General features: G+C 54.4%; 21 protein-coding genes. 8 read left to right on the top strand and 13 right to left on the bottom strand.

The features are described from left to right. Window positions 1-19 precede the first annotated feature (19 nt). Entirely contained in the window at window positions 20-628 is a 609-nt protein-coding gene (locus DFK18_RS10000; RefSeq protein WP_114418119.1) for an LPP20 family lipoprotein, read from the top strand. Between the two features lie 91 nt (window positions 629-719). Next, window positions 720-1,925, top strand: a complete 1,206-nt coding sequence (locus DFK18_RS09995; protein WP_162299753.1) for a flagella assembly protein FlgT — start codon at window positions 720-722, stop codon at window positions 1,923-1,925. Between the two features lie 18 nt (window positions 1,926-1,943). Here the strand turns inward: DFK18_RS09995 and glpE are convergent, their stop codons facing one another. The 6 genes from glpE to DFK18_RS09965 all read right to left on the bottom strand — a co-directional run bounded on the left by glpE (window position 1,944) and on the right by DFK18_RS09965 (window position 8,914). Then, the gene (gene glpE / locus DFK18_RS09990; RefSeq protein ID WP_114418117.1) at window positions 1,944-2,258 is read right to left on the bottom strand and encodes a thiosulfate sulfurtransferase GlpE; all 315 of its coding nucleotides are present in this window, start codon (window positions 2,256-2,258) and stop codon (window positions 1,944-1,946) included. 66 nt (window positions 2,259-2,324) lie between these two features. Continuing rightward, window positions 2,325-3,143 (bottom strand): symmetrical bis(5'-nucleosyl)-tetraphosphatase, encoded by an 819-nt coding sequence (locus DFK18_RS09985; protein WP_114418116.1) that lies wholly within the window; start codon window positions 3,141-3,143, stop codon window positions 2,325-2,327. Between the two features lie 20 nt (window positions 3,144-3,163). Then, a complete protein-coding gene (gene rsmA / locus DFK18_RS09980) occupies window positions 3,164-3,967 on the bottom strand; it encodes a 16S rRNA (adenine(1518)-N(6)/adenine(1519)-N(6))-dimethyltransferase RsmA (protein ID WP_114418115.1) in 804 nt (267 codons plus the stop codon). A 20-nt stretch (window positions 3,968-3,987) separates the two neighbouring features. Next, window positions 3,988-4,989 (bottom strand): 4-hydroxythreonine-4-phosphate dehydrogenase PdxA, encoded by a 1,002-nt coding sequence (gene pdxA, locus DFK18_RS09975; protein ID WP_218563937.1) that lies wholly within the window; start codon window positions 4,987-4,989, stop codon window positions 3,988-3,990. After that, a complete protein-coding gene (locus tag DFK18_RS09970) occupies window positions 4,982-6,271 on the bottom strand; it encodes a peptidylprolyl isomerase (protein ID WP_114418114.1) in 1,290 nt (429 codons plus the stop codon). Before DFK18_RS09970 ends, pdxA begins: the two co-directional genes overlap by 8 nt. Window positions 6,272-6,286: 15 nt before the next feature. Next, window positions 6,287-8,914: an LPS-assembly protein LptD gene (locus DFK18_RS09965; RefSeq protein ID WP_114418113.1), complete on the bottom strand. Its 2,628-nt coding sequence runs from the start codon at window positions 8,912-8,914 to the stop codon at window positions 6,287-6,289. Window positions 8,915-9,087: 173 nt separating this feature from the next. Between DFK18_RS09965 and DFK18_RS09960 the strand changes: the two genes are divergently transcribed. The 3 genes from DFK18_RS09960 to djlA are packed head-to-tail and all read left to right on the top strand — an operon-like array spanning window position 9,088 to window position 11,641. Next, window positions 9,088-10,101, top strand: coding sequence for an aminoglycoside phosphotransferase family protein (locus DFK18_RS09960; RefSeq protein ID WP_162299752.1), 1,014 nt, complete (start codon window positions 9,088-9,090; stop codon window positions 10,099-10,101). Next, entirely contained in the window at window positions 10,098-10,805 is a 708-nt protein-coding gene (gene murU, locus DFK18_RS09955) for an N-acetylmuramate alpha-1-phosphate uridylyltransferase MurU (protein ID WP_114418111.1), read from the top strand. The genes DFK18_RS09960 and murU overlap by 4 nt, the downstream gene beginning before the upstream one ends. Then, entirely contained in the window at window positions 10,802-11,641 is an 840-nt protein-coding gene (gene djlA, locus DFK18_RS09950) for a co-chaperone DjlA (RefSeq protein ID WP_114418110.1), read from the top strand. Before murU ends, djlA begins: the two co-directional genes overlap by 4 nt. Window positions 11,642-11,682: 41 nt before the next feature. Here the strand turns inward: djlA and DFK18_RS09945 are convergent, their stop codons facing one another. Both DFK18_RS09945 and DFK18_RS09940 read right to left on the bottom strand, forming a co-directional pair. Next, window positions 11,683-12,690 carry a DUF3530 family protein gene (locus DFK18_RS09945; protein ID WP_114418109.1) on the bottom strand — a complete coding sequence of 336 codons (1,008 nt, stop codon included), beginning with the start codon at window positions 12,688-12,690 and terminating at the stop codon, window positions 11,683-11,685. A gap of 87 nt (window positions 12,691-12,777) precedes the next feature. Continuing rightward, a complete protein-coding gene (locus DFK18_RS09940; protein ID WP_114418108.1) occupies window positions 12,778-13,992 on the bottom strand; it encodes an ammonium transporter in 1,215 nt (404 codons plus the stop codon). 361 nt (window positions 13,993-14,353) lie between these two features. Between DFK18_RS09940 and rpe the strand changes: the two genes are divergently transcribed. Genes rpe through trpE form a run of 3 tightly spaced genes read left to right on the top strand, consistent with a single transcriptional unit; the run spans window position 14,354 to window position 17,240 of the window. After that, window positions 14,354-15,049 carry a ribulose-phosphate 3-epimerase gene (gene rpe / locus DFK18_RS09935; protein WP_114418107.1) on the top strand — a complete coding sequence of 232 codons (696 nt, stop codon included), beginning with the start codon at window positions 14,354-14,356 and terminating at the stop codon, window positions 15,047-15,049. Continuing rightward, a complete protein-coding gene (locus DFK18_RS09930; protein ID WP_114418106.1) occupies window positions 15,046-15,732 on the top strand; it encodes a phosphoglycolate phosphatase in 687 nt (228 codons plus the stop codon). The genes rpe and DFK18_RS09930 overlap by 4 nt, the downstream gene beginning before the upstream one ends. Window positions 15,733-15,743: 11 nt before the next feature. Beyond that, complete coding sequence (trpE, locus tag DFK18_RS09925) at window positions 15,744-17,240, top strand: anthranilate synthase component I (RefSeq protein ID WP_114418105.1); 1,497 nt, start codon at window positions 15,744-15,746, stop codon at window positions 17,238-17,240. 44 nt (window positions 17,241-17,284) lie between these two features. Here trpE and DFK18_RS09920 read toward each other — a convergent pair whose 3' ends face one another. From DFK18_RS09920 to DFK18_RS09900, 5 genes are read right to left on the bottom strand one after another with little or no spacing between them, the layout of a single operon-like run. Next, window positions 17,285-21,034 carry a translocation/assembly module TamB domain-containing protein gene (locus tag DFK18_RS09920; RefSeq protein ID WP_114418104.1) on the bottom strand — a complete coding sequence of 1,250 codons (3,750 nt, stop codon included), beginning with the start codon at window positions 21,032-21,034 and terminating at the stop codon, window positions 17,285-17,287. Then, complete coding sequence (locus DFK18_RS09915) at window positions 21,031-22,770, bottom strand: autotransporter assembly complex protein TamA (protein WP_162299751.1); 1,740 nt, start codon at window positions 22,768-22,770, stop codon at window positions 21,031-21,033. Before DFK18_RS09915 ends, DFK18_RS09920 begins: the two co-directional genes overlap by 4 nt. Further along, a complete protein-coding gene (locus tag DFK18_RS09910) occupies window positions 22,751-23,575 on the bottom strand; it encodes a DUF2797 domain-containing protein (RefSeq protein ID WP_114418102.1) in 825 nt (274 codons plus the stop codon). Before DFK18_RS09910 ends, DFK18_RS09915 begins: the two co-directional genes overlap by 20 nt. A 1-nt stretch (window position 23,576) precedes the next feature. Next, on the bottom strand, window positions 23,577-23,831 hold the full coding sequence (locus tag DFK18_RS09905) for a DUF1315 family protein (protein ID WP_114418101.1): 255 nt from the start codon (window positions 23,829-23,831) through the stop codon (window positions 23,577-23,579). Continuing rightward, the gene (locus tag DFK18_RS09900; RefSeq protein ID WP_162299750.1) at window positions 23,828-24,694 is read right to left on the bottom strand and encodes a rhomboid family intramembrane serine protease; all 867 of its coding nucleotides are present in this window, start codon (window positions 24,692-24,694) and stop codon (window positions 23,828-23,830) included. The genes DFK18_RS09905 and DFK18_RS09900 overlap by 4 nt, the downstream gene beginning before the upstream one ends.

Raw genomic sequence — 24,694 nt, 5'->3', positions numbered from 1 at the left:
AAAGGATCCAGGAGAGATTATGTTAAAACGTACACTGTATTTTGGCTGCCTGTCTTTGGCTTTCAGCCTGACCCTTGGCTGTGCTTCTTCAGGCGACCAACCTCAAGACGAGCAAAGCGCACAACAGTCCGGGCAAAACACCCAGCAGCAACAGCAGCAATCTTCATCCATGCTCACCAATGGTTTTGATCCCGTTGTCCTTAGAGTAGAGGGCTATGGCGCAGCCGGTCAGGCGGCAACAGCGACCAACAGCCAGCAACGTCGTCTGCTCGCCATGCGCGCCTCCAAAATGGATGCTTATCGGGCTATGGCCGAACGAGTTTATGGTGCACGTATTCAAGGTAATACCAGTGTTCAGAACCTGGCGACCCGCGACGATAACATCCGCGCCTTTGTTGATAACCTGGTTCGTGGCGCCAAGGTCATTTCCACCAAAATGGAAGACGACGGCACCTATGTCACAGAAATGGAACTGGTACTTGAACCCCGCTTCCAGCATTGCATGGTTAACCCTGGCTCCATGGCGGCCGACCCCACCTGTAACCAGTACACGGTTCATGGTGAACAGCCTAACCAGCGGATTCCGGTTTCCCAGTCTCAGCCCAGAACCCGCTATCACCTAAACTAAGCGGTTGATTTGGAGTCTTAGGGGTTAGACTTTAATGGCGGGAAGTGTCATCTTTGACACTTCCCGCTTTAGCTTATACGGATCCTGTTTTATGTACAAAGCAATCATCTTTAGCCTTTTGTTCTTCTTGGCTCTTCCCGCCCAAGCCAACTGGGTCGAAGCGACTGGCTCCTCAGTCATTCACCAGCAGGACCTGATCTCAGCACGGCGGGCAGCAATTCGTGATGCACTTCGCCAAGCCAGCTTTCAGGGAGCTCTGCAGGTCAATGGCTACCAGGCCATGAACCAGGGCGAAGTCCATACAGATCAACTTTCCATTAGCACGCAAAGCAGCATCAGTGAAATGGAAGTGCTCAACGAAGAAGTGAACAATGGCATTCTCTTTGTACAGGTACGTGCCCGTATTGAAAGCAGTGGCAGCTGCGAAGGCGGTAACTATGCCAATGGCTATAAACGCAGTCTTGCCATCAGCAACTTCTATCTGGAAGACACCCTTTCGGCCAATATGGGTGCCCTGCATGACGTCAACGAAAGACTTCCCAAGGAAATTCTGAGACGGCTGCAAAACCAGGACAATATGCGAGTCCTTGATGCTGTGCGCTTTCAGCTCTATCCCGATGTTTCCAGCATCCCGACTTCAGTCAGCGATCGCGGCACCCTAACAACAGCCGTGGATACCGCAACTCGCATTGGTGCTCAATACGTCCTCACCGGTGTTGTTCGGCATCTGGATCTGCAAAACCCTGAGCTGGCCCAGGAAAGAAGCACGCTTCAGGGAATTTATGAACGCATGCGTTTTCAGGAAGAACGTTTTGCCCGCGATTTTGCCGTAGACCTCTTCATTCATGACGGTTTCAGCGGCAATCTGGTTGCCAGCCGCAGCTACTCAACCAGTGGTTACTGGACCGAGAACCGCACTGAGAAAGTCGGCTTTGCAACTAACCGTTTTTGGGAAATTGACTATGGTCAGCAGGTGGATACCCTGATCGAACAGATGATCAGCGACCTTACCGTTCAAGTGGGCTGTCAGCCCTTTATGGCAAGAATTACTCGAGTTGATAACCGCAATATTTATATCGATACGGGATCCGATGCAGGCCTGCAACCCGGTGATACCCTCAGTGTCTATCGCAAAAACACCTTTTACGATAATACTCAGCGCCCCTATACCGAGCTACAGCCGGTTGACCTGACACTGAGTCTGGAACGTATCCAGCCTAATTTTGCGGTAGGAGAAGTCCAGACCCTGCCGGAAATCTATAATATCCAGCAAGGGGATCTGGTGATTGCCTGGTAGAAGAGCTAGTAGCCGGGCTCAGTGGCACCAGTCCGGCTGACAAGTCTTCCAGAATTCGAAGCCACCTTCCAGGCTGTAAACCTCTTCAAAGCCCTGATCAGAGAGGAACTGGGCTGCATTCTGGCTACTCATGCCGTGGTAGCAGACCACGATCAACGGCTGCTTCTTATCGGCACTGGCAACAAAATCAGCGACTGAATTATTGTCCAGATGGATGGCACCCTTGATACAGGATTGCTGATAGCTTTGTGGATCACGAATATCCACTACCTTGGCCTTGCCTGCTTCCAGCAGCTCACAGGCAGCCTGGGCGTTAATTACTTTAAAAGACATTGACTTTCCTCGGCATCAAAACCCTTAATTATATAAGCATCAGCTTACTTATTACAGGCTTCGCAGTTATTTTTTCGCCCCTGCTTTGACCTGGAAGATCTGCTGGTCTTCCAGACAGAGGGCCGTCAACTGGTTACCCCAGACGCAGCCGGTATCCAATGCATAAATGCCCGCCACGCCAGTATGGCCTTCCAGCGCTGCCCAGTGGCCAAAGAGCAGGCGGGTTTCCTGAAGCGCCGGACTGGGATAGGTAAACCAGGGTGCAAAGCCCTTGGGTGCCTTGTTGGCTTCACTCTTGGTTTCCAGCTCCAGGCTGCTGTCCGGCGCGCAAAAACGCATGCGGGTCAGGTAATTGACGATACAGCGGTGACGCTCATAACCCTTGAGATCATCCGACCAGCGCCGTGGCTGATTGCCAAAGAGATGCTCCAGTAATTGCTTCTGGCGCGAAGAACGCATTTCCAGCTCGACTTCCGCGGCCAGCGCCTTGGCCTTGGCCAGGTTCCAGGCCGGTGGAATACCAGCATGGGTCATGACAAAATTCAGCTCCGGATCATGATGCAAGAGCGGTTGCTGGCCCAGCCAGGCCAATAATTCTGGTGCATCCTTGGCCTTGAGCAGAGCATCCAGCGTGTCTGAGCGTTTGCTTTTACGCAGACCACAGGCAACGCCCAAGAGATGAAAATCATGGTTGCCCAGCACAACGCGTACAGCGTCACCCAGATCGGCGACATAGCGCATCACTTCCAGCGAACCCTCACCGCGATTGACCAGATCACCAGCCAGCCAGAGCTGGTCTCTTTGCGGATGAAATTTGATTTCTTTCAGCAGCTGCCTGAATTCGCTATAGCAGCCCTGGATATCACCGATTGCATAGGTTGCCATGATTCAATCCTTGCTAGCATTTATGAAGCCAGGTCTTCTTGCAGCTTTGCCAACTGCACAAATTCTTCCAGCTTAAGTGTTTCCGGGCGTCTTTGCGGATCAATGCCCAGGCTTAGTAGGTGTTCACTATCGAGAATACCCTTGAGGTTGTTTCTCAGGGTCTTGCGGCGCTGGGCAAAAGCCTGGCGCACCAGACGTGAGAACACCTCCAGATCCACTGACTCGCGTTCGGCAGCAGGTTTCGGTGTCAGGCGCACTATGGCCGAATCCACCTTGGGACGCGGGTGAAAACATTCCGGCGGCACCAGGAAAAGATTGTCGATGCTGCAGAAATACTGGGCCATGACACTTAAACGGCCCCACTGCCCACTTCCCGGCTCAGCCGCAAGACGCTCCACCACTTCCTTTTGCAGCATGAAGTGCATGTCTTCAATCAGACCTTCAAAGCCCAGTAGATGAAAGATCAAGGGCGTGGAAATGTTGTAGGGCAGATTGCCGACAATTCTCAGTTTTTCACCCGCTTCCTGCAGGGAAGAGAAATCAAATTTCAGCGCATCGGCTTCGTGAACCTGGAAATTGGGATGATTGAAAAACTTGACCCTTAAACCGGGAATCAGGTCTCTATCCAGCTCCACGGCATCCAGACGCGCGTCTGAATCCAGCAATAATTCAGTAATCGCCCCCATACCCGGTCCAATTTCCACCAGGTGATCACTGGCTGTGGGGCCGATGGATTTGACAATTCGCCGGATAATACCCGGATCCTGCAAAAAATTCTGACCGAAACGCTTGCGCGCCCGATGCCCGTTCAGGGGTGCAGACATGCTTTTCTCTCAAAAGGTTGCTAGTGCTTGAAACGACTGGCGTAGTGGATGGCTGTCAAAAGACTGCCTGTTGAAGCCTGCCCGCTGCCGGCCAGATCCAGCGCCGTACCATGATCCACGGAGGTTCGAATAATCGGCAAACCCAGGGTAATATTAGCGGCCCGACCAAAGCCCTGGTATTTGAGTACCGGCAATCCCTGGTCGTGGTACATGGCCAGAACCGCATCCCCCTGTTGCAGGTTTTTTTCGGTAAACAGGGTATCGGCAGGCCAGGGGCCTAGTAGCTGCATACCGGCTTCGCGGCGCATTTTTTCCAGCGTGGGAATAATGATATCCAGTTCCTCACGCCCCAGGTGTCCATCTTCTCCAGCATGGGGGTTGAGTCCGCAAACCAGAATGCGTGGTTGAGTGTAACCAAAGCGCTGCGTCAGGTCACGGTGCAAAAGAGTAAGTATTTGTTCCAAACGTCGGGGCGTAATGGCTTCCGCCACCTTTTGCAGGGGTAAATGCGTTGTTACCAGTGCCACTCTTAATTCTTCGGTAGCCAGCAGCATAACCACCTGCTCGCAACCGCAGCGTTCCTGCAAAAATTCAGTGTGACCGCTAAATGCCTGACCGGCTTCGTTGATAATTCCCTTGTGCACCGGCCCGGTAACCAAACCATGAACCCAGCCATCCAGGCAGGCTGCCGTAGCCTTCTCCAGGGTTTCCAGAACATACTGGGCATTGGCTTTATTCAGCACACCCGCTTTGACCTCGGCCTGAAGCTCAACAGGCCAGACCCGCAAACAGCCGGGTTTGACTGCTGGCAACTGACCTGTCTCAAGATCAGTAGTGGTGACCTTTTGTATCTCCAGATTCAGTCCCAGCTGGCGGGCTCTTTGCTGCAGCAGCTCAGGGGCAGCCACCACCACCCAGTTGCCGTTCAGGCCCTGGGCAGCCAGTTGAACAACAAGATCAGGTCCTATGCCCGCCGGCTCACCCGGGGTGATCACCAGGGGGCGTTGGCAAGTATCAGTCACGAATTTCCACCCAGGTATTAGCACGAATTTCACGCAGCCAGTTCTGCACTTCTTCTTCAAAACGTCTTTCCGATAGCAGCTGACGCACCTGCTGGCGGCGTAGATTGGCGGTTTGATCCGACTGGCGTTTATCCTCGACCTCGATCAGATGCCAACCGAAACGACTTTGCACCGGACGCGAGACTTGCCCCGGTTGCAGCGCCAGCATGGCGGCTTCAAAAGCAGGCACCATCTGGCCGGGGCTCACCCAACCCAGATCTCCGCCGGATTGCTGACTGGCCTTATCATCGGAATATTCCCGTGCCAGGTCAGTCAGACTTTCTCCGGCTTGAATACGCTGATACAGATCTTCAATCAACTGTCGGGTTTCGCTGGGGCTGCGTAGAGCATTGGGGGTTAATAGCAGGTGACGGGCGCGGGTCTGCTCTACCAACTGTTTGTTTTCGCCACGGGTTTCCAGCAGCTGGATCAGATGAAAGCCACTGGGGCTGCGCAGAGGACCAGCAGTTTCGCCCACATCCAGGGTCACCACCTGGTCTGCAAACAAGGATGGCAGTGCAAGCGCCGAGCGCCAACCCAGGTCACCGCCACTAAAGGCTTGATCACCGGCAGACGCCGAGACGGCCAATTCCTGAAAATCTTCACCTCGGCGTACCCGCGCCAGCAATGCCTGGGCCTGATCTTCAGCAGCAGCAATTTGCTCCGGTGATGGATCTTCAGGAACAGGGATCAGAATATGCCCGACCCGAAATTCCAGTCCGGATTCCTCCAGGGCTTCCGGTGAAGAAAGGTAGTTATCCACTTCCTGGGGGCTGATTTGAACCCGGGAGCCCACCTGACGCTGACGAACCTGGGAAATCAGCATTTCCTGACGGATTTGTTCGCGAAAAGCAGAAAAGCTCATGCCATCGGCCTCAACGGCACGGCGAAAGGCCTCACGCGAGAGGTTGTTCTGCTGGGCAATTCGATCGAGCGTGGCATTCAGGGTCTGTTCATCGATTCTCAGCCCCATCTGATCGGCCAACTGCAGCTGGATGGTTTCCAACACCAGGCGTTCCAATACCTGATCACGCAGGACATCATCAGGCGGCACCCCTAGCCCACGTTCGCTGATCTGGCTACGTACCAGGCGCATGCGCTGCTCCAGCTCACTTTGCATCAGAGCTTCTTCACCAACCACAGCAATAACCCTGTCCAGCAAGCGGGGTTCAGCAGATAGGGGGGCAGCCACCAGAAGCAGGAAGCAACCCAGGCCAACAAGCAATTTCTTCGCGTTCAGCACTCTTAGCACCTTGTTTTATCTTTCATTTGTATAATTTCGTGGAGAATAGCCCTGAAGCTCTTCGGTCAATACATCATCAACGCCCTGGCCCGCTCCACCCAGGCCCCGGAAAATCACCTGGAAGAAAATACCGGCATCTCTTTCCCGCTCGGCAAAACCATCAGTGTAGCTGGCTGGCTGATAGGCTGGACTGACATCGGGATTCTTGACCCAGTCACGGTACATCAACTGCAGCTGCCAGCAACAGGAAGAGTATTCGATGCCCAGCAGGCTATCCAGACTTTCGTCCCTTTTCCAGTCCCAGGACTGCTTGAAGAACATACGCAGCTGATGATTACGCAGGGGGAGAACACCGGATACATAGGCCTGTTCCTCCGCCGAATCCAGGTAGGAGTAATTTTCTATCAGGGAAGGATCGGGGTCCTTGCCCAGGGGATTGATATCCAGGTAGTTGGAGGTGTAGCTATAGCCCAGATTCAGATGGGTACCTAGAGGGTCCTGGTAACTCAAGGAGAAGTTGGAGCGGTCGGTTTTTTCAAAATGATCGTCCCATAAAAGGCTGGAGCGCACTTGCAGGTTAGAGGTCAGCGACCAGTTAAGCTGTACGGCCAGATTGGATTGCTCACGAACCTGTGAATAGGGACGTTGATCAGCGGCCAGATTTTCCAGACGCCCGGGATCCTCTGGGTGCAAAGTCTGCTGGCTAAGACGGCGATCGGCAAAATAAAACTCTCTTGCAATCCCCAAGCTGGCAATTTCGCGGCCGGATGAGGGGCTCAACAAGCGCTGGGTTACGCCCAGGGTCACTTTTTGCTGGTCTCCCACCCGATCACGACCTGTACTCCGTTCAGCCTGATACAGCTGGTTAATATTGAATTCGGAAAAGCCGCCATCGAAAATCGGCGGTATTTCATATTGTTCTTCATAGGGGATGTAGGCGGCAAAAAGGCGTGGCTCCAAGGTTTGGAGCCAATCTTCGCCCAAAATACGTGCCTCCCTTTCCAGAAACAGGCCGGTATCCAAGGTGTAAACGGGCAGGGTGACTTGAGGTTCCAGATTCACCGCCTCACGCTTGTCTGCGTCTGCCAAATCTTGGGCCGGGTTCCAATAGGGGTCCAGTTGGTAGCGATTGTGTTTCAGATGAACACCAGGGCGAAGATAGGCCCAGGGCCAGCTGAAATCAGCTGCCAAGCCGGCATCCAGATGCAGGCGTAGAGCCTGGGTGGCGCCCCAACTGCGCAGGTAGTAGTCATCACTACTGCCCGGAATCAGCGTCGGTGAGGGTGCATACTGACTGCTACCACTGACTTCTGGGTCAAACAGCTTGTCAAACTGAGTAAGATCAACCAGTAAAGAGGTATTCAGGTAACGCCCCCAGTTTTCACGGCCACTCAGTTGCAACTGCGGAAAACGATAGTAATCCTGATTACTGGCTTGCCGTCCCTGCTCAATATCAAACAGTGCGAAGGTTTCTTCAGCAGTGGCCAGGCTGCTATTGGGGTCTTGTGAAGGCAGGAGCTTCTGATAGCCCATCCATTGCAACTGCCCCTGCCAACCCCGGCCTAAGTCAGTATCCAGCTGCAGCTTCTGCAGGAGTTGATCGCTATCACTTTCACCAAAAGCCCCCTGCCCTAATTCCAGAAAGTAACGATGATCACTGACCTGGGAAAAATCCCAGGTGTAACTGAGCGGCAGGCTAGCAAAACGCCCCTGATGGTTCGTACTCAGGTGCCAGCGATCCAGATCATAATAACGCTCATCGCCGGGCAGGTAGGCATAGAAGATTTCTCCCCGATCCCTGGCTTGTAGATAACGCAGCTCCGTACCCAGCATCTGTCCACGATCACTGATATGACGAGGATAGAAGGTGGCATCATAATTGGGTGCCAGATTCCAGTAAAAAGGCTGGGTAAAATCCACCACCTCGTCGCTGGTAGAAACAGAAAAACTGGGGGGCAAAAGACCGGTATGGCGTTTGCCATCAATGGGAAAACGCAGCCAGGGCCAGTAGAAAATCGGTAGGTCGCGTACCTCCAGACGCACATGGTAAGCATCACCAAAACCGCTGTCCCGGTTCAGGTCGATACGACCGGCGACCAGTTGCCAGGCGGCATCCTGGGGAGCACAGGTGGTCATACTGGCGTCTTTCAGACGCACGCGTCCATCCGGTAGCTGCTGCAGTTGCCAGGCTGAGCCACGAAGATGCTGATCATGCAGCAGGTAATAGGCTTCACGGGCTGAAAAATACTCATCATCCAGCCGGTATTCGCCTTCCCGGGCACGTAGCAGCAAGCCTTCTTCACGCACCTGAAGGTTACCACTCAAGCGGGCGCGGGTGCGCTCGGCATTGATCCAGGCCTGATCCGAAAGCAGATAGAGCGGCCCCTTGCGCAGGCGCACGCCGCCACTGAGATTGAGGCCACCTTCCTGGGAATAACTCAAATCCTGAGAGTCAGCAAAAAGCCGGGCCGCTTCGGGCGACAAATGAGCTTCCGGCAAATCCAGAGCAGGTGCCAGATAATAGCCCGAGCAAAGCTGGCCAGCTTCTGCCCCGGGCCTTGTCTGCCAATCCAGCTGCTCGGGCGGCAACTCTGGAGGCAAAGCAGCTGAGGCCAGGGTGGCAGTGGCGAGCCAGAGACCCAAACAGGAACCCCTTAAATAGACTGGCTTCAAAAGCAACTCCCAGACAACGGCAAGGCAATAGCAGACCTGCTAAAGGGTGAAAAAAGGCGTATTATAGCGATTCTACTCATCACTGCCATGCTTGCTTGATTATGATTCAGGAAGAAAGATCTCAGGATACTCGCCAACAGCAAATGTTGAACTGGCTGCAACCCTGGCTGACAAGCGCCAGCCCGGCTCTGGAAAAGGTTGCCGGAGACGCCAGTTTTCGCTGCTACTACCGCCTACCCGCCAGTAATAGCCGCTTTCAGGAAGACGCCATCATCATGGATGCGCCCCCGGAAAAAGAAAGCTCGGAGCGGTTTTTGCACCTGCTGGATCTTTGGCAGCAAGCTGGCATTGCAGTTCCCCGCCTCTATGCCTCCAGCCTCGATGAAGGCTTTGCACTGCTGGAGGATCTGGGGGACCGGCAATTCATGCAGGTGGTTGCCCAGCTTACACCCGCAGCAGCCGATCCCTATTATCGCCAGGCGCTGGACCATCTGGCTCACCTGCAGCAAGCCAGCATCCCCGATGAAAAACTGCCCGCTTATGATTACGCCTTGCTAAAGCGCGAGGTCGAGCTGTTCAATGACTGGTTGCTGGACCGGCTCTTGCAGTATCCACAGGAGCAGCGCCCCGACCGTTGGGAGCTCTTCTGTGAACAGCTGATTCAGGAAGCCCTGGAACAACCCCGCACCCGAGTTCACCGCGATTATCATTCGCGCAACCTGATGCTGGTCACGGATAACCGCCTGGGCATCATCGATTTTCAGGATGCTGTCCTGGGCCCCTACACCTATGACCTCGTCTCCCTGGTACGCGACTGCTATCTGGATTGGCCCCAGCAATGGCAAGACAACTGGCTGCAATATTTCCATCAGCAAGCCGGAATCACGACCGATGAACAGGCCTTCAGACGTCATTTTGACTGGATGGGCATGCAAAGGCATCTGAAAGCTGCCGGTATTTTTGCCCGCCTTTGGCTACGCGATGGCAAGCCCGGTTACCTGCAGGACCTGCCGTTAACCCTCCAGCATTTATCCCTGGCCCTTAAAAATTATCCACAATGGGCCGATATACAAGCTTGGCTGGATGCGGACATCATCCCCCGAGTCAGCCAGTATTTGCAGTACCGAGATTCCCAGACCATTCAGGAAGATGCATGAAGCAGGCCATGATTTTTGCGGCCGGGGAGGGCAAACGCATGCGCCCCCTGACCCTGCAGACCCCCAAACCTCTGCTCCCGGCAGGTGGCAAGCCTCTGATCGTTTGGCAGTTGGAAAAACTGGCTCGACAAGGGGTAGAAAGGGTCGTCATCAATACCGCCTACCTGGGTGAACAGCTTCCTCCGGCACTGGGCAAGGGCGATCGCTGGGGACTGGAGATCCGTTATTCACCGGAATCCCAAGCCCTGGAAACCGGCGGAGGCTTGCTTCAGGCCCTGCCTCTACTGGAGCCTCAGGATTTCCTGCTGGTCAATGGTGATGTCTGGTGTGATCCCCTGCCACAACTAAGACTAGAAGCTGGCAAACTGGCGCAACTCCTTTTGGTGCCCAATCCTGAACACAACCCTGAAGGGGATTTTTTCGTGGATTCGCAAACCGGGCGAGTCTACAACCAGGCGGCAACGCCCGCCTGTCGGGCTTTTACTTTTGCTGGCATCAGTCATTTGCATCCAGCCTGTCTAGAGCCCACTTATCTCCAGCAGGCCTACCAGCGCAGCTATCAACCCGGTGAGGCTTTTGCCCTAACCCCCTTGCTACGGTTGCTGGTCGACCAGGATTTGGCCGCCGCCGAAGTCTACAAGGGCCAGTGGCTGGACGTAGGCACACCGGAGCGACTTCAATACTTGCAAGAGCAGTTGGCATGAAGCTGAGATTCCCTACATTTGCAGGCAAGGCCCTGGGCGCACTCCTGGGGTATGTGATTGGAAACTGGGTGGGTATGGCCTTGGGCATTATCCTGGGCCACAGTTTTGACTACCACCGAACTTCACTGATTTCCCAGTTGAAGCGCTTGCCACGAGGCCGCCTGCCCCGGCCCAACGAACGTTTTTATCGCGACACGCTTTTTGTCAGTCTGGGCCATCTGGCCAAGCAGGATGGCCGCGTTTCACCCCAGGAAATTGCTGCCGCCGAAGCCCTGTTCAAACGCCTTAAACTCAAACAAAAAGAGCGGCAGGAAGCTATCGACCTTTTTAACCAGGGCAAACTGACTGCCAGCGAGGAAGTCGATCAAAAGCTTTATGAAGTGGGTAAATGCTATGCCAGCCGCAAGGCCAAGCGTCTGGAGTTTATCGATCAGCTACTGATTATGGCCTATGCCGAAGGTGGCCCCCGAGAAGCCCAGCTGCAAAGACTACAAGGTTTGCTGCAACCCCTGGATATCAGCCCCACCGACTTTAATCGCCTGCATCGGCGTCTGCGTCAGAACAAGGGCTATCAGCAGGAACAACAACAAAAGAAACAACAGCGAGATAAGAACGAAGAGCAGGGCAAGCTGGTCTCTGCCTATCGAACCCTGGGCTTGAACTCCTCGGCCAGTAACGAGGAGATTAAATTAACCTACCGTCGCCTGATGAGCCAGAACCATCCGGACAAGCTCATGGCGCAGGGATTAACGGAAAGAGCTCTGGGCCAGGCCAAATACCGGGCCCAGGAGATTCAGCAAGCCTATGCGCTACTCAAGAAAGCCAGAGGCATCTAAGAAACCTCCAGCCATTGTAGCCCCGGCCTGCAATGCCGGTATCAGTTGAGGCTACGCAACCAGCCTTCCACGCGTTGAACCAGCCAGGTATTCATTCCCCGGGCTGCAACACCGGTTTCCTGTCTGACCGGCAGTTGCACCGCCAGATCATTACCGGCACGCAAATAAGCCCGACGGCGCTCTTCAGCAGCCCTGGCCTGGGCAGGCTGTTCACTGGAATAGATATCCAGCAGAGGCTGGCGACCCAATTCCTGGAGCACCCGGATTGCAGTTTGCAAGTCCGCTCCTTCAGGCACCTGCAAATTCAACAGCACCAAAGGAGCCCGCGCTGGCCAGTTGCCTTCTTCGAGCCAGGGAAGAATCCAGAAAAGGCTTTCTCCCTGGAGTACCAATACTTGACGCGAAGGGTCGGCAAAAGGATGCGCCAAGGCAGCTTCAACACGCTCCAGAATTTGCACCCGATGTTCGGCCAAGCGTTCAGCGGGATCAGCCCTTTCCGGAGGGGGAGCTTCTTCCTCTTCCTCTTCTTCACCAAAAGCACCGCCAAAGGCAGATGCCGGATTCTCTTCCTCGCTGCCCTCGTCTTCGGCTGGCTCGGGATTGTTATCCATCCGAGTCAGCAGAGGGCCGGGAGGTAGAGTTCTGGGGGGCGGCCCCAGTGGCTTGTAATTGGGAAGGGCCAGGGCCAGGGTGCTCCAGCCATAGTCGGGCAGTTGGCGCCTCAGACTGGCCAACCCCAGGGGGTTGTCCGGATGTTGTCCATCAGCAGGCAGCAACAACAGCCGCCCCTTGGGGTTAGCACTCAATCCCTGACGCTGTAAGGTCAGGAATTCACGGTCTTCATCCAGGGGCAGGTAGAGCACCTCCTGATCATCAACCTGCTTGAGCAGAGCATTCAATTGCAACTGCTGATAGTTGACGTCCGCTCTTTCCGGAGCCTGATCTTCTTCACTCTCCTCCTCTTCACCGAACCCGGGAGGAAGGCCTGCCGCCCCGACGGGCGGCAGGATAAAGGCGAGTAAAAACAGAGCAATCAATAAACCCTTCACGAGGTAGCATCCTTTACTGACAAGCCAGCGAAAAAGTCAGTATAAACAGCTGGGACGCTACAACCAAGCTCCCTGGATAAAACCGGATTAACGGTCTTCTGAAGTCGCTGCAATCTTGTGGATGGCCAGGTCGGCGCCATCAAACTCCTGTTCTTCAGACAAACGCAGACCGCTGACCAGCTGTACGCCACCATAAATCAGGCCACCGCCGACCAGAGCAACAGCAATACCCACCAGCGTACCCACCAGCTGAGCCATCATGGAGACGCCGCCCAGACCACCCAGGGCCTGAGTACCAAAGATGCCTACAGCAATTGCACCCCAGGCCCCACAAAGACCGTGCAGAGGCCAAACACCCAGGACATCGTCAATACGGGGCACCTTGTTCTGGAAGAGGGTAAAGGTGTACACAAACAGGGCACCGGCAACACCACCTACCGCCAAAGCTCCCAGAGGGTGGAAGAGGTCAGAACCGGCGCAAACCGCCACCAGACCGGCCAGAGGGCCATTGTGAATAAAGCCGGGGTCGGTTTTACCCAGCAGCATGGCCACCAGCGTACCGCCCACCATAGCCATCAGGGAGTTGACCGCGACCAGACCACTCACTCCATCCAGTGTTTGCGCCGACATGACATTAAAACCGAACCAGCCGACAGTCAGTATCCAGGCACCCAGGGCCAGAAAGGGAATACTGGAAGGCGCAAAAGCCTTGGGGCGACCATCGCGGTAACGACCCTGGCGTGCTCCCAGCAGCAAAATGGCAGTTAAAGCCAACCAGCCACCCATGCCATGAACCACCATGGAACCGGCAAAATCATGGAAACCAGCACCAAAAGCAGCAGCCAGCCAATCCTGAAAACCGTAATTGCCGTTCCAGATCATGCCCTCAAAGAAGGGGTAAACCAGGGCTACCAGCAAAGCGGAAGCAATCAAAAACGGATAAAAGCGGGCTCTTTCCGCAATACCACCGGAGACGATAGCCGGAATCGCTGCAGCAAAAGTCAGCAGGAAGAAAAACTTAACCAGCTCATAGCCGTTATTTTGCGTCAGCTCACTGGCGTCAGCAAAAAAGTCAGCACCATAAGCGATTGAATAGCCAACAAAAAAGTAGGCCAGCGTTGAAACACCAAAATCGGTAATGATTTTGACCAGGGCATTGACCTGATTCTTATGCCGGACGGTGCCCACTTCCAGAAAAGCAAAGCCGGCATGCATGAAAAGCACCATGATGGCGCCCAGCAAAATAAACAAAGTATTGGAGCTGCTAACCAACAACTCCACTGCACTATTTAGGTTATCCACGAATCTCTCCAGGCTTTTGGTTTGGCCTTAACAACCGGCAAATCATTTATTTTTTATCTTTGCCGCCCAAAACGCCCTACAAGCAAGCACAAAACATGCCAAGCGCATCAATTTAAAGCTATTAAAGCGCCAAGGCCGCACCATAAAAGCCATAAAGCAAAACCATTAAAGTGCAAGCTCACCAAACTAGAGCATCATCTTTTTGGAGATCGTGAATAAAAATGCACTAACCCTTAACTCAATGATCTATATTGGTGCACATCAAAAAACTACACGACCACTGACCTGAGCCCCGTTTAGGCCTCTGCATCCAGCATTTTCTGTTAAAATGCAGCAAATTTTCTCTTGCAGGTTTTCCTTTATGTCTCAACAAGATTTTGTTCTGGCGCCTTCCATTCTCTCGGCCAATTTCACCCGCCTGGGCGAAGAAGTGGATCAGGTGTTAAGCGCCGGTGCTGATTGGATTCATTTTGATGTCATGGACAACCACTATGTCCCCAACCTCACCCTCGGCCCTATGGTGTGCAAAGCCCTGCGTGACGAAGGTGTCCAGGCTCCCATCGATGTCCACCTGATGGTCAAACCCGTGGATACCATGATCCAGGCTTTTATTGAAGCCGGCGCCACCAGCATCACCTTTCACCCGGAAGCTTCCGAACACCCGGACCGTAGTCTGCAAATGATCCGCGATGGCGGCTGCAAGGCTGGACTGGTTTTTAACCCAGCCACCCCCCTGACTTGGATGGACCATGTAATGGACAAGTTGGATATGGTGCTGCTGATGAGTGTAAACCCCGGTTTTGGTGGCCAGAAATTTATTCCTCACACGCTGGAAAAACTGCGCAGCGCACGCGCCAAAATTGATGCCAGCGGCTTGCCCCTTCGCCTGCAAGTGGACGGGGGCGTTGGCCTGGGCAATATTGCCGAAATCGCCGCAGCAGGTGCCGATACCTTTGTTGCTGGCTCAGCCATCTTTGGTGCTCGCTCGGCTGACGACCCTCATCAGTTTGATAGTGTTCTCCAACAGATGCGTGCTGAACTGGCCAAAAGCCAATGAAGCTGCACCCGCGTTTGCAAGAAATCCGGCTGCTGGCTTTTGATCTGGACGGCACCCTGATTGATTCAGTGCCCGATCTGACCACAGCCGTGGATCAGGCGCTGAAGCAAATGCATCTGCCTCTGGCTGGCCCCGGCCAGGTTCGTCATTGGGTGGGTAATGGCAGCCAGGTACTCATCCAGAGAGCCGTAACCGGCCAGGACCAGGGCGAAAAACTGATTGCAGCCGATGATCCCCGGGTTATTCAGGCTCACGACCTTTTTCTGGAGGCCTATGCCGCCACCCAGGGTGAAGCGACCCGTCTCTATCCCGGGGTGCTGGAAACCCTGGATCAATTAAGCCGGTTGCCCCTGCCACTGGCTCTGATCACCAACAAGCCAGCCCGTTTTTTGCCAGAACTCCTGGCTGGACTGGGTATCGACCACTATTTTCAGTTACTTTTGGGCGGTGACAGCCTAGCGCAAAAGAAGCCCCATCCTGCCCCACTGCTGCATGCTGCCGAACATTTTGCCTGCCCACCCAAGGCAGCGGCCCTGGTTGGTGATTCCCGCCATGATATTGAAGCGGCCAGGGCTGCCGGTTTTATCAGTGTTGGTGTACCCTATGGCTACAACCACGGGCAACCCATCAGCCAGAGTCAACCGGACCTGCTGATTAATCATCTGACTGACTTGCTGAACTAAGGATTACTGGCATGACCCCCGAACTCTTTGCCTCTCTGGCCGCACAAGGCTATAACCGCATCCCGGTCGCCAGAGAAGTGCTGGCCGATCTCGATACGCCCCTGTCCACCTATATGAAGCTGGCTCAGGCACCCTACACCTACCTGCTGGAATCGGTTCAGGGTGGTGAAAAATGGGGGCGTTATTCAATTATCGGACTGCCCAGTGAAGAGCGCATTGAAATTACCGGTAAAACCTTCACCCATTGGCGTGCCGGTGAGGTTTTACAGCGTGAAGAAGTGCTCGACCCCCTGCAAAGAATCGAGGACTTTCAGGCTAGCTTTAAAGTAGCACCCCTCCAGGGCCTGCCTCTGTTTACCGGTGGCCTGGTGGGTTATTTTGGCCATGACACCATTCGCTATATTGAACCTCGGTTACAAAACAGTCCGAGTGCCAACGACAAAGCCGATCCGTTGGAAGTACCTGATATCCTGCTGATGGTGTCCGAAGAAGTGGTGGTTTTTGATAATCTTTCCGGCAAGCTGTATCTGATCACCCATGCTGATCCTAACCAGGAAGCACCACTGGAAACCGCTTATCAACGCCTTGAAGCCCTGGAAATCCAGCTGCGGACAGCCACCCTGACCACCACCAGCCCCGGCACCGGTCGTGCCCAGGTGGAAGAAAGCGATTTCAAGGCCGGCTTTAGTGAGCAGGATTTCAAACAGGCAGTCGAGCGCATCAAGGAATACATTCTTGCCGGTGACATCATGCAGTGTGTGCTGTCCCAGCGCATGAGCCTGCCGTTTCAGGCCCAGTCGCTGGATCTCTACCGAGCTCTTCGCTGCCTGAATCCTTCGCCCTACATGTTCCACCTGCAACTGGACGAATTCCAGGTGGTGGGCTCCTCGCCGGAGATTCTGGCACGCCTGGAAGAAGGCGAAGTCACGGTTCGCCCCATTGCCGGCACACGCAAGCGGGGCAACAGCGAAAAAGAGGATCAGGCGCTGGAAAAAGAACTTCTGGCCGATCCCAAGGAACAGGCTGAGCATTTGATGCTGATTGATCTGGGGCGCAATGATGTTGGCCGTATCGCGCAAACCGGTAGTGTCCAGGTCACTGATAGCATGGCGGTGGAGCGCTATTCCCACGTGATGCACATCGTCTCCAATGTAGTGGGGCAGCTTAAACCGGAACTCACGGCCATGGATGTCCTCAGAGCCACCTTCCCGGCGGGAACGCTTTCCGGTGCGCCCAAGATCAGGGCCCTGGAAATTCTCGATGAACTGGAACCGGTTAAACGCGGCGTCTACGGTGGAGCAGTTGGCTACCTGGGCTGGCAGGGCAATATGGATACAGCCATTGCCATACGTACCGCTGTGATCAAGGGTGGAGAACTGCACATTCAGGCCGGGGCCGGTGTTGTTGCCGATTCTCAGCCCCAGCTGGAATGGGAAGAAACCCTGAACAAAGGGCGTGCGGTTTTTAGGGCTGTAGCCATGGCCGAAAAAGGATTGGATAATCTCTGATTCTTGAGCCCCTCTGCTGCAGAGGGGCCAGGTACCCACTCCGATCAGTAATCCACTTCCCAGAAAATATCCAGGGAGTTTTCCAGGGAACTGACCACCTCGATATACAACTGCCGGGTCAGCTCGTAGCGCACGGCAACCCGGTTGATATCATCATAGATACCCACCCCATAGCGCACACTCAAATCCGAATTCAGATAGCCAGCCGCAACCAGGCTCTGCTCTTGACCCTTGCCCTCGGCAGCCAGTTCAAATTCCTCCACCCCAAAAGCTTCACCCACCGCCTGGGTGTAATCGGAAATACCTGCCAGGCCCATGGATAGGGCCAGGGAGTTCATATCCACTTCTTCATCCAGGGGGCTTCCGGTTAACAGCCAGGATAAAGCCTGCTCACTCGACATGGCTGGCTCGGAGAAGATTTCTGTTTCCGGCTCATCGATCCGCCCGGTTACACGAACCCCAACCAGCACCTCCTCAATTTCCCGAACCGCCTCGATATCCAGATAAGGCTGGGTTAAAGGGCCGTTAAAATTCAACCGGGCACGCCTTAGTCGCAGATCCTGCCCCCAGGACTGATAGCGGCCTTCCACCAGCAATAGCTCACCGCGGGTATTTAAATTATCACCCAGTCCCAGACGCCCTTGCACAGCTGCTTCCAACCCCAAGGCTGACAATTGCAGACGGTCGCTACCCAGCAAAATTTCGATGTCTGTCGAAATCCTCTTAATCAAGGGGTCAGCTGCAGGTTGACGATTGAGCACTTGCACATCATCACTAACTCGCACCGCTTGTGCAGGCAGCTGCTGTACTTCCAGTTGACCTCGGGGGATGCTGATTTGCCCAGTCAGCTCTAGTTCATCGTCAACCCAAGCAAGGTTGAGATCAGGATAGATTTCTAGACTAGCCCAGGGCTCAATCCTTATATCCAACTGCCGACCCTGTATATTCAATTCCCCCAACAGATCTGTTTGCCAGTTCAATTCGCCTTGAAACTGCCCTCGCCCCCGGCGCCCAGCCTGATAGTCACCTTCCAGGGTCAACCCATCCGCCTGCAAGTTGAGATGCGCATCCAGTCGAGTCAGGCTGGTCGGCCACTGCAGATCGGCTGCAGCAATTTTCTGCAAATCCAGCTCTCCCTGAACCAGTGGCTGCCTGAGGGTTCCACCCAAAGATCCTTGACCTTGCAGTTGACCTGACAGGCTGTCCAGATTTAAGAACGGCTGAAAAAGCTGTACCTGTACCTGCTTGAATTCAAAGCGCCCGTCCAGTGGACGCGAGTCTCCCACCGGGCTGACTAAAGCGGTTTTCATATCCAGGGCTAGTTGGCCGATCTGCGGCCCATCCAGTAACCCGCTAATTGCTAGCTGCTGGTCGTGAAATCCCAGAGATACTTCTAGTTGCTGGTAAGCAAATTCCAGCCACTCTTCTTCATTCGTCACCTCATCCAGTTGGCGGATGCGTAGCTGTCCATCCCCGGCAGTCAGGGATAAATCAAAAACCTGCTCTTGATTACCCCAAGCCAACATCATATTGCCTTCCAGAGTCTCATCCCAGTCCAGGTCAGCAGGTAACCACCAGGCCAACTGGTTCATGGCAAAGGGTTCAAGGTGATAGTTTAGCCGGCGCTGTCCATCCGAACTTTCTTGCCACCCTCCTCGCCAGACCAGTTCCAGTGGCTGTTCTTCAGCCACGGCGTCTAACAGCCAGGATTGCTCCGCCAAAGTACCGGAAAGATCGAGGTGAACATTTTTTAATGGCACCTCGGCTACAGTGATCGTTTCTATCAGCCCTTGAGCCGAAATACTGGATTCTTGCCAGTCGTTCATCCGACCTTGAAAATCGACGGCCACTGCGGCCTGCTGAAGATAGGAATCCTGCCAGGACAAGTGATCACTGGCACCTCTCAGGCGGTAGTCTCCCTGCTGCATTCGCTGCAGCAGCATTTGGTTGGTGGGCCAGAGTAAATCCACGCCTAAAAGAGCAGGCAAGCTCAAGTCCGCCGCCATTTGCAAGTCACCCTCAAATGGCGCCGTAGCCTCCAGGGGTAGATCAGCCAGCTGGGGCAGATAGCCCGCCAAACTCAATTGCCAGGTATCCGGTTGCAGATCCAGACTGGCTTCCAGCATGGCCTCATCATCACCCTGCACGCTGATTTGAGGAAATGCCAAGCGGTAATGCTGTTCAGGCCCCAGCCAGCCAAAGTGGTATTCAGCTGCTCCCGTGAAAAGCTTCTGTGCCAGTTCTCCCCGGCCCGTTATCTGACCTTCAGCTCCCCAGCGGGTGGTTTGCAGCCACTCTCCCCAGGTAATCAGGGTTGCGGCAAAGGCCTCACTTTTTTCAGCATCGGCCGTAAACGGCAATGCAATCAACTGCTGAGTCGGCAAGTGACCGGCAAACTGGCTGGAGATCTGCAAAGCACTCGCATCCGTCTTCAACTGACCGGCAAACTGCCCTCCCCAATACAGCTGGCCAGCATTGAAGTTCAACTGCAAATCCAGTTGCTCTTTTTCCAAAGGCTTGGCAGGAAGTGAAGTAAACACCTGTCGCCAGGGCAGCTGGGTATTGAGAAAATCTCTCCAGGAAAGGTGCACTTGTGCTTCCAGCCTTTGCGGGTGGGTCGCAAGCTGACTGAGCCCCTCCCAGGTCATGCGGCCCTCAACCTGCAACTGGTGTTCACGATGGTGGCTCAGTTGCAATTGCTTTAATTGCAACTCTTGGGGAGTAATCAGGGCATCCAGATCCGCCAACACCAGAGTTTCATCAATCAGTAACTGGCCCCATCCCTGTAACTGCCAGCCTTGATTCAAATCGCCCTGAAAGTGTAAACGTAGATGATCCAGCAAGGCCAAGTCAGGCCAGAACCGCATCCAATCAGGTTGCAGCTGATCGGGCAAGGGAGAAGTCTGCGGATGAAAGGGGCTGACTTCCAACTGGATTTCCATAGGCACTTCAGCCACCAGAGGCTGGATCTTGCCGGAGGCTTGTAAAGGCAACCCCCTGGCTTGCAGCCTCTGTAACTCCAGGTTTTGTAGGCTACCGGCGAAATCGGCTTCCAATTCCAGACCGGCTGCAAGCCCCTGTGCTTGCAGCATCAGCGGCCAATCGCCCTGCAGAGTCAGGCTGCCTTGGGCCTGTAATGCGGTGTGATCATCCAGGGGAACCCAGGGGCTCTGCAGATAAATTTCAGGAAGCTCCATCCACTCCCGATACCAGTGCCCCTGCTGTAGTATCACTGCTTGCAGATGCGTAGTGTGGTTAATCTGGAATTCCCCCAGATGCAGGTGTTCGACCTGCAATGGCCAGGGCAAGCTAATTCGTGGCAGTTCAACCCCTGGCATGCGAAAGGCATCCAGGCCTTCGGTCTGCAGTTGCTCCAGCTCTTCCATGACCTCGGTCTGTTTAAGCAGCTGGATATTGAAACGGCTGGCCTCTAGCTGTTGGATACATATATTTAAGCGCAACAAGCACCAGGGTTGCCAAGCCACCGCCAGGTGTTCGCCTTCGAGCAGCAGATCCTGGTTGTGCCAACTGACCTTTTCCACCTGCCATTCATCCAGCAATTGACCGGAAAAACCCTGAAGCTCCACACCCGGAAGCTGACGCAGCAACCAGCTACCCCCGGCCTCGCTCAAGAAGAGCCAAAAGAAGGTCAGTAACAGCAAAAGAGTCGCCAGACTGAGACTGGCAGAAACCAGATAAACCAGCCAACGCAGTAGCAGGTGCACCCAAAGCAGGGGCCGGAGTAGGCGTGCTTGTACGCGTTGGCGAAAATACATCCACGAGCGGCGGATCATATTTCCGGCCCCAGAGTCAGATGCAAGCGAGTCCCACCCAGTTCATCATCCAGGCTTTCCGCCAAGTCCAGACGCAAGGGCCCAACAGGAGAAACCCAACGAATACCAAAACCGACACCCCACTTGGGCTCTTTTAATTCCTGTGGCTCGGCAACCGCATTTCCGCCATCAGCAAAGACAGCCAAGCGCCAGCTCGAGTTAACGACCCACTGATATTCCACACCGGTCGTCATTAGATAACGCCCGCCAATTTGGCGTCCATCATCGCCAAGTGGTGATAATTCCTGGTAATCATAACCACGCAGACTTTGATCGCCCCCGGCAAAGAAGCGCATTGACAGGGGCACTCGTTCAAACTCATTGGTCGCGGTTGCTCCCAGACGCAACCGCGCCAGCAAGCGGTGCCGGTCCAGCAGGGTCACCAGTCCGCGGGCCATCAGGCGCAACTGAAAAATATCCACATCGGCCAGGATACTCTCACGACTGCCTTCCATATCTACCTGCAATCGATAACCCTGGGTGGGGTCAATGCGCCGGTCCGTTTGCAAAAAACCATAACTGAGTCCGGGAAGCGTGAGCCAGGTTGCGCCTCTGTCTTCACCAACATAATACTCTTCTCTTTCCCCTCTTAGAGACAGCACCCTCTCCCAGCCATTGGCGTGTTTATAAAACCACTGCAGGCTCGCCCCATAACGCCGGCTTTCTTGGTCATCATAAACCTCTCGGGTAATGTCACTACTGACTCTCAGCTTGTCCGTCATGGGCGGGTCAAGAGGAAATTCATACCAGCCTCCCAGGGTTTGTTCCGGCTGCGAAATCTGGGCATCCACCCCCCGCCGTAAACCCTGTTCATTCACCCAGTGTTCGACCCAGTTGGCACTGGCTCTGGGACCGGTATCCGTGGAAAAACCCAAACCCAGGTTCAGAGTACGTGGTTCACGTGCCTTGAGAGAGACATCGACCGGTAGATGCAAGTTATCATCAGCGCGATCTGGATCGGCATCCACAAACACTTCTTCAAAATAGCCACTTTCACGAAGATCACGACTTAATTGACTCAGCTGCTGAGAGGAATAGGGCATACCTGCCACAAACCCGACGAACGTCTGCAAAAAATCTTCATCCAACGAACCCTGCTGCTGAAAAGTTACTTCCCCCAGCCGGTAACGGGGACCGGAATCAAAATGCAAAAAGACATCAGCTACGCCGGCATCCGGGTCGACCAAAAGCTCCTGGCGGGTAAACCGGGAGGCAAAATAACCATAACTGAGAGCCTGATTGCGAAAATGCCGCTTGGCTGCTTCATAGTCACTATGGTTCAAGGGGTGCCCGGAGACCAGCCGACCACTGGGCAGGGTAAAATCAGCCTGTTGCAAGGCCTCCCCTTCCAACCCCAGACTCACCTGCCCCAGCAGAACGCGTTCCCCGGGCTCCACTCTAACCTCCAGGGTCGCAGGATCACCCTCTATCACCTGAAGCTGTAGCTGGTATTGGTAATACCCCAAGGCTTCCAGGGCCTTGCTGATTTCGCCACGAGCAAAACGCGAATAACGCCGCATTTCACGTGTATTTCTCGGTTGAATTTCACCCAGATAGGCTTGGATATTGGCCCTGACCTCGGGATTATCTTCAGGAAGCAGTGTAAGAGCCAGACCCGCTCCCAGCCCTGTCTCCACCCACAACAGCAGAAACCCGCCCACTAGCAGGCGAGTGAATCTAGGGAAGGCTGAATTCAACCGCATAACCGGCAAATTTACGCAGGTTGATCACTCCGGTATCCAGGAGCAGATACTGCCCCTTGATGCCCCAAAGCTGACCTTCGATCAGGGCTTCCTTTTCCGGGTTAAGAGATTTGATTTTAGTCGGGTAGTTGATAACCGGGTAATCAAAATACCAGGGATCAGAAGCCAGTGGCTGAATGCCCGATGGCAAAAGCTCGTCCAGCTGAGACTGATAATCCTGATAGACTCGCTGGGCTTCTTCAGTGAGATCCAGCGCTTGCACCTGGTTCTTCAACATCGCCTGCCAGGCCGTCTTATCCTTGAGGGTTTGGGCCAGCAGGGTCTCCACCTGGCCGGAGGTGAGCCGATCCGGCACTTCGAACAAGGGCAAGGCTGCCACAGCGCCCTGATCCATCCAACGGGTGGGCATCTGGGTCTTGCGGGTGATTCCCACCTTGAGACCACTGGTGTTGGCCAGGTAAACCAAATGAGGTTGAAAGCAGTGACTCAGGCCCCACTCAGGTTCCCGACAGGTCCCCAGATGGTAGTGGCAGGTTTCCGGCTTGATAATACAGCGGTCGCACTGAGCCAGTTTTTTGAAACAGGGATAGCAAAAGCCTTGGTTAAAACTCTTGCTGGTCTTGCGTTCGCAATGAATACAATGAATGGCTCCACTGAAATCCAGACGCAGGGTCCGCCCCAAAAGGCTGTTCAGCGGCAGCTGGGTGTCTGCAGATCCAGGCTCAACCAAACGCAGTTGATATTCCACCTGCTTGCCGGCCTGCGTCGGCATTTTGCGTAGACGTCCCTGATAACGCATGCTAGCGTCCGGAATCGACAATTTTTAGCGGATCTTCGCTAACAGCGGGCTTTTTGGGCTTGGGGGCGATATAACCTACTCGCTCCTCTTCCGGAATCCCCGTATTCATTTCATAGCGCAGTACAGCTTCCATACTGATCTTTTTCTGCTCTTCAGTTAGTAGTTTGCCATTGGGCCATTTCCCCAGTTCTACGCCGCGCTTGAGGGCCTGGTAGATATCCGGGGTCATTTTTTCGATCATTTCCGCAAAAGTCATGGAGAAGAGTTCCTCGTCGTGGAAGTCGGTGGAGTCGGCCAGGGCAAGAGAGCAAAAGCCAGGCCGGTTAACAGACCACCCAAGTGGGCTTCATTAGCCATGTTCAACCCCAGGCTAGCAGCCAGAGGGGTCATGCCCAGCAGCATCCAACCCAGCATCATTGCCATCAGCCCAGGCGTCAGGCCCAAAGCAGCCTCGGGGTGGCGTCTATCCCAGAGCCAAGTATAACCAAGATAAGCATAAACCACCCCGGATAAGCCGCCAAACTGGCTGGAGCCATTCACCCAAAACTGGGCCGTATTGGACAAGAGGGCAGCCAGCAGTATCAATACCAGCAGGCGCAAGCTGCCCTGTTGCCTTTCAATGGATTCACCCAGTATCCAGGCCCAGAGCAGGTTAAAAACCAGGTGCATCCAGCCAAAATGCAGAAAGATGGGGGTAATCAGTCGCCAGTAGTGGCCACTGGCCAGGGTCGCACTCAAGGGTTGGCTGATGACCTGGCCGGATTCAATAGACAGGGGGGTAAAAGATACAGCCAGAAAGACTACCGGCCCCAGAAGAATTTCAAAAGCCAGGGTGACCAGCAGCGCCAGCGACATGATCACCAGCGTGACCGGAGCTTTCTTTAACCGTTGGCTCCAGGAGCGGCCAGAAGTGCGTTGCCGGCCTTGAGGCCTTGCTCCCTGCTGCCAAGCTTCCAGAGCTGCGCGGCATTCTTCCAGTTGGTCAGGATTTAACAACCAGAAGGTTTGCCCACCACTGCTTTCATCCGGCAGGACACGATGGGCAATTTTCGCCTGCCAGAGATGCCGTGATAGCGGCATGGGATCCTGATCCGGGGGGAGTACAAAGAGTTTAAGCAT

This window comes from Marinospirillum perlucidum (genome assembly GCF_003336805.1).
Classification (GTDB): Bacteria; Pseudomonadota; Gammaproteobacteria; order Pseudomonadales; family Halomonadaceae; genus Marinospirillum; species Marinospirillum perlucidum.
The sequence above is the reverse complement of the archived record's forward strand: the minus strand, read 5'-3'. Positions and strand labels throughout refer to the sequence as shown.

Excerpts from the sequence above, each read along its gene's own strand:
- glpE (WP_114418117.1), bottom strand. The coding sequence starts at position 2,258 with ATGTCTTTTAAAGTAATTAACGCCCAGGCTGCCTGTGAGCTGCTGGAA.
- DFK18_RS09960 (WP_162299752.1), top strand. The coding sequence starts at position 9,088 with ATGTTGAACTGGCTGCAACCCTGGCTGACAAGCGCCAGCCCGGCTCTG.
- rpe (WP_114418107.1), top strand. The coding sequence starts at position 14,354 with ATGTCTCAACAAGATTTTGTTCTGGCGCCTTCCATTCTCTCGGCCAAT.
- DFK18_RS09920 (WP_114418104.1), bottom strand. The coding sequence starts at position 21,034 with ATGATCCGCCGCTCGTGGATGTATTTTCGCCAACGCGTACAAGCACGC.
- DFK18_RS09905 (WP_114418101.1), bottom strand. The coding sequence starts at position 23,831 with ATGACTTTTGCGGAAATGATCGAAAAAATGACCCCGGATATCTACCAG.
- DFK18_RS09900 (WP_162299750.1), bottom strand. The coding sequence starts at position 24,694 with ATGCTTAAACTCTTTGTACTCCCCCCGGATCAGGATCCCATGCCGCTA.
- DFK18_RS09930 (WP_114418106.1), top strand. The coding sequence starts at position 15,046 with ATGAAGCTGCACCCGCGTTTGCAAGAAATCCGGCTGCTGGCTTTTGAT.
- murU (WP_114418111.1), top strand. The coding sequence starts at position 10,098 with ATGAAGCAGGCCATGATTTTTGCGGCCGGGGAGGGCAAACGCATGCGC.
- DFK18_RS09995 (WP_162299753.1), top strand. The coding sequence starts at position 720 with ATGTACAAAGCAATCATCTTTAGCCTTTTGTTCTTCTTGGCTCTTCCC.
- DFK18_RS09985 (WP_114418116.1), bottom strand. The coding sequence starts at position 3,143 with ATGGCAACCTATGCAATCGGTGATATCCAGGGCTGCTATAGCGAATTC.
- DFK18_RS09910 (WP_114418102.1), bottom strand. The coding sequence starts at position 23,575 with ATGCGTTATCAGGGACGTCTACGCAAAATGCCGACGCAGGCCGGCAAG.
- trpE (WP_114418105.1), top strand. The coding sequence starts at position 15,744 with ATGACCCCCGAACTCTTTGCCTCTCTGGCCGCACAAGGCTATAACCGC.
- djlA (WP_114418110.1), top strand. The coding sequence starts at position 10,802 with ATGAAGCTGAGATTCCCTACATTTGCAGGCAAGGCCCTGGGCGCACTC.
- rsmA (WP_114418115.1), bottom strand. The coding sequence starts at position 3,967 with ATGTCTGCACCCCTGAACGGGCATCGGGCGCGCAAGCGTTTCGGTCAG.
- DFK18_RS10000 (WP_114418119.1), top strand. The coding sequence starts at position 20 with ATGTTAAAACGTACACTGTATTTTGGCTGCCTGTCTTTGGCTTTCAGC.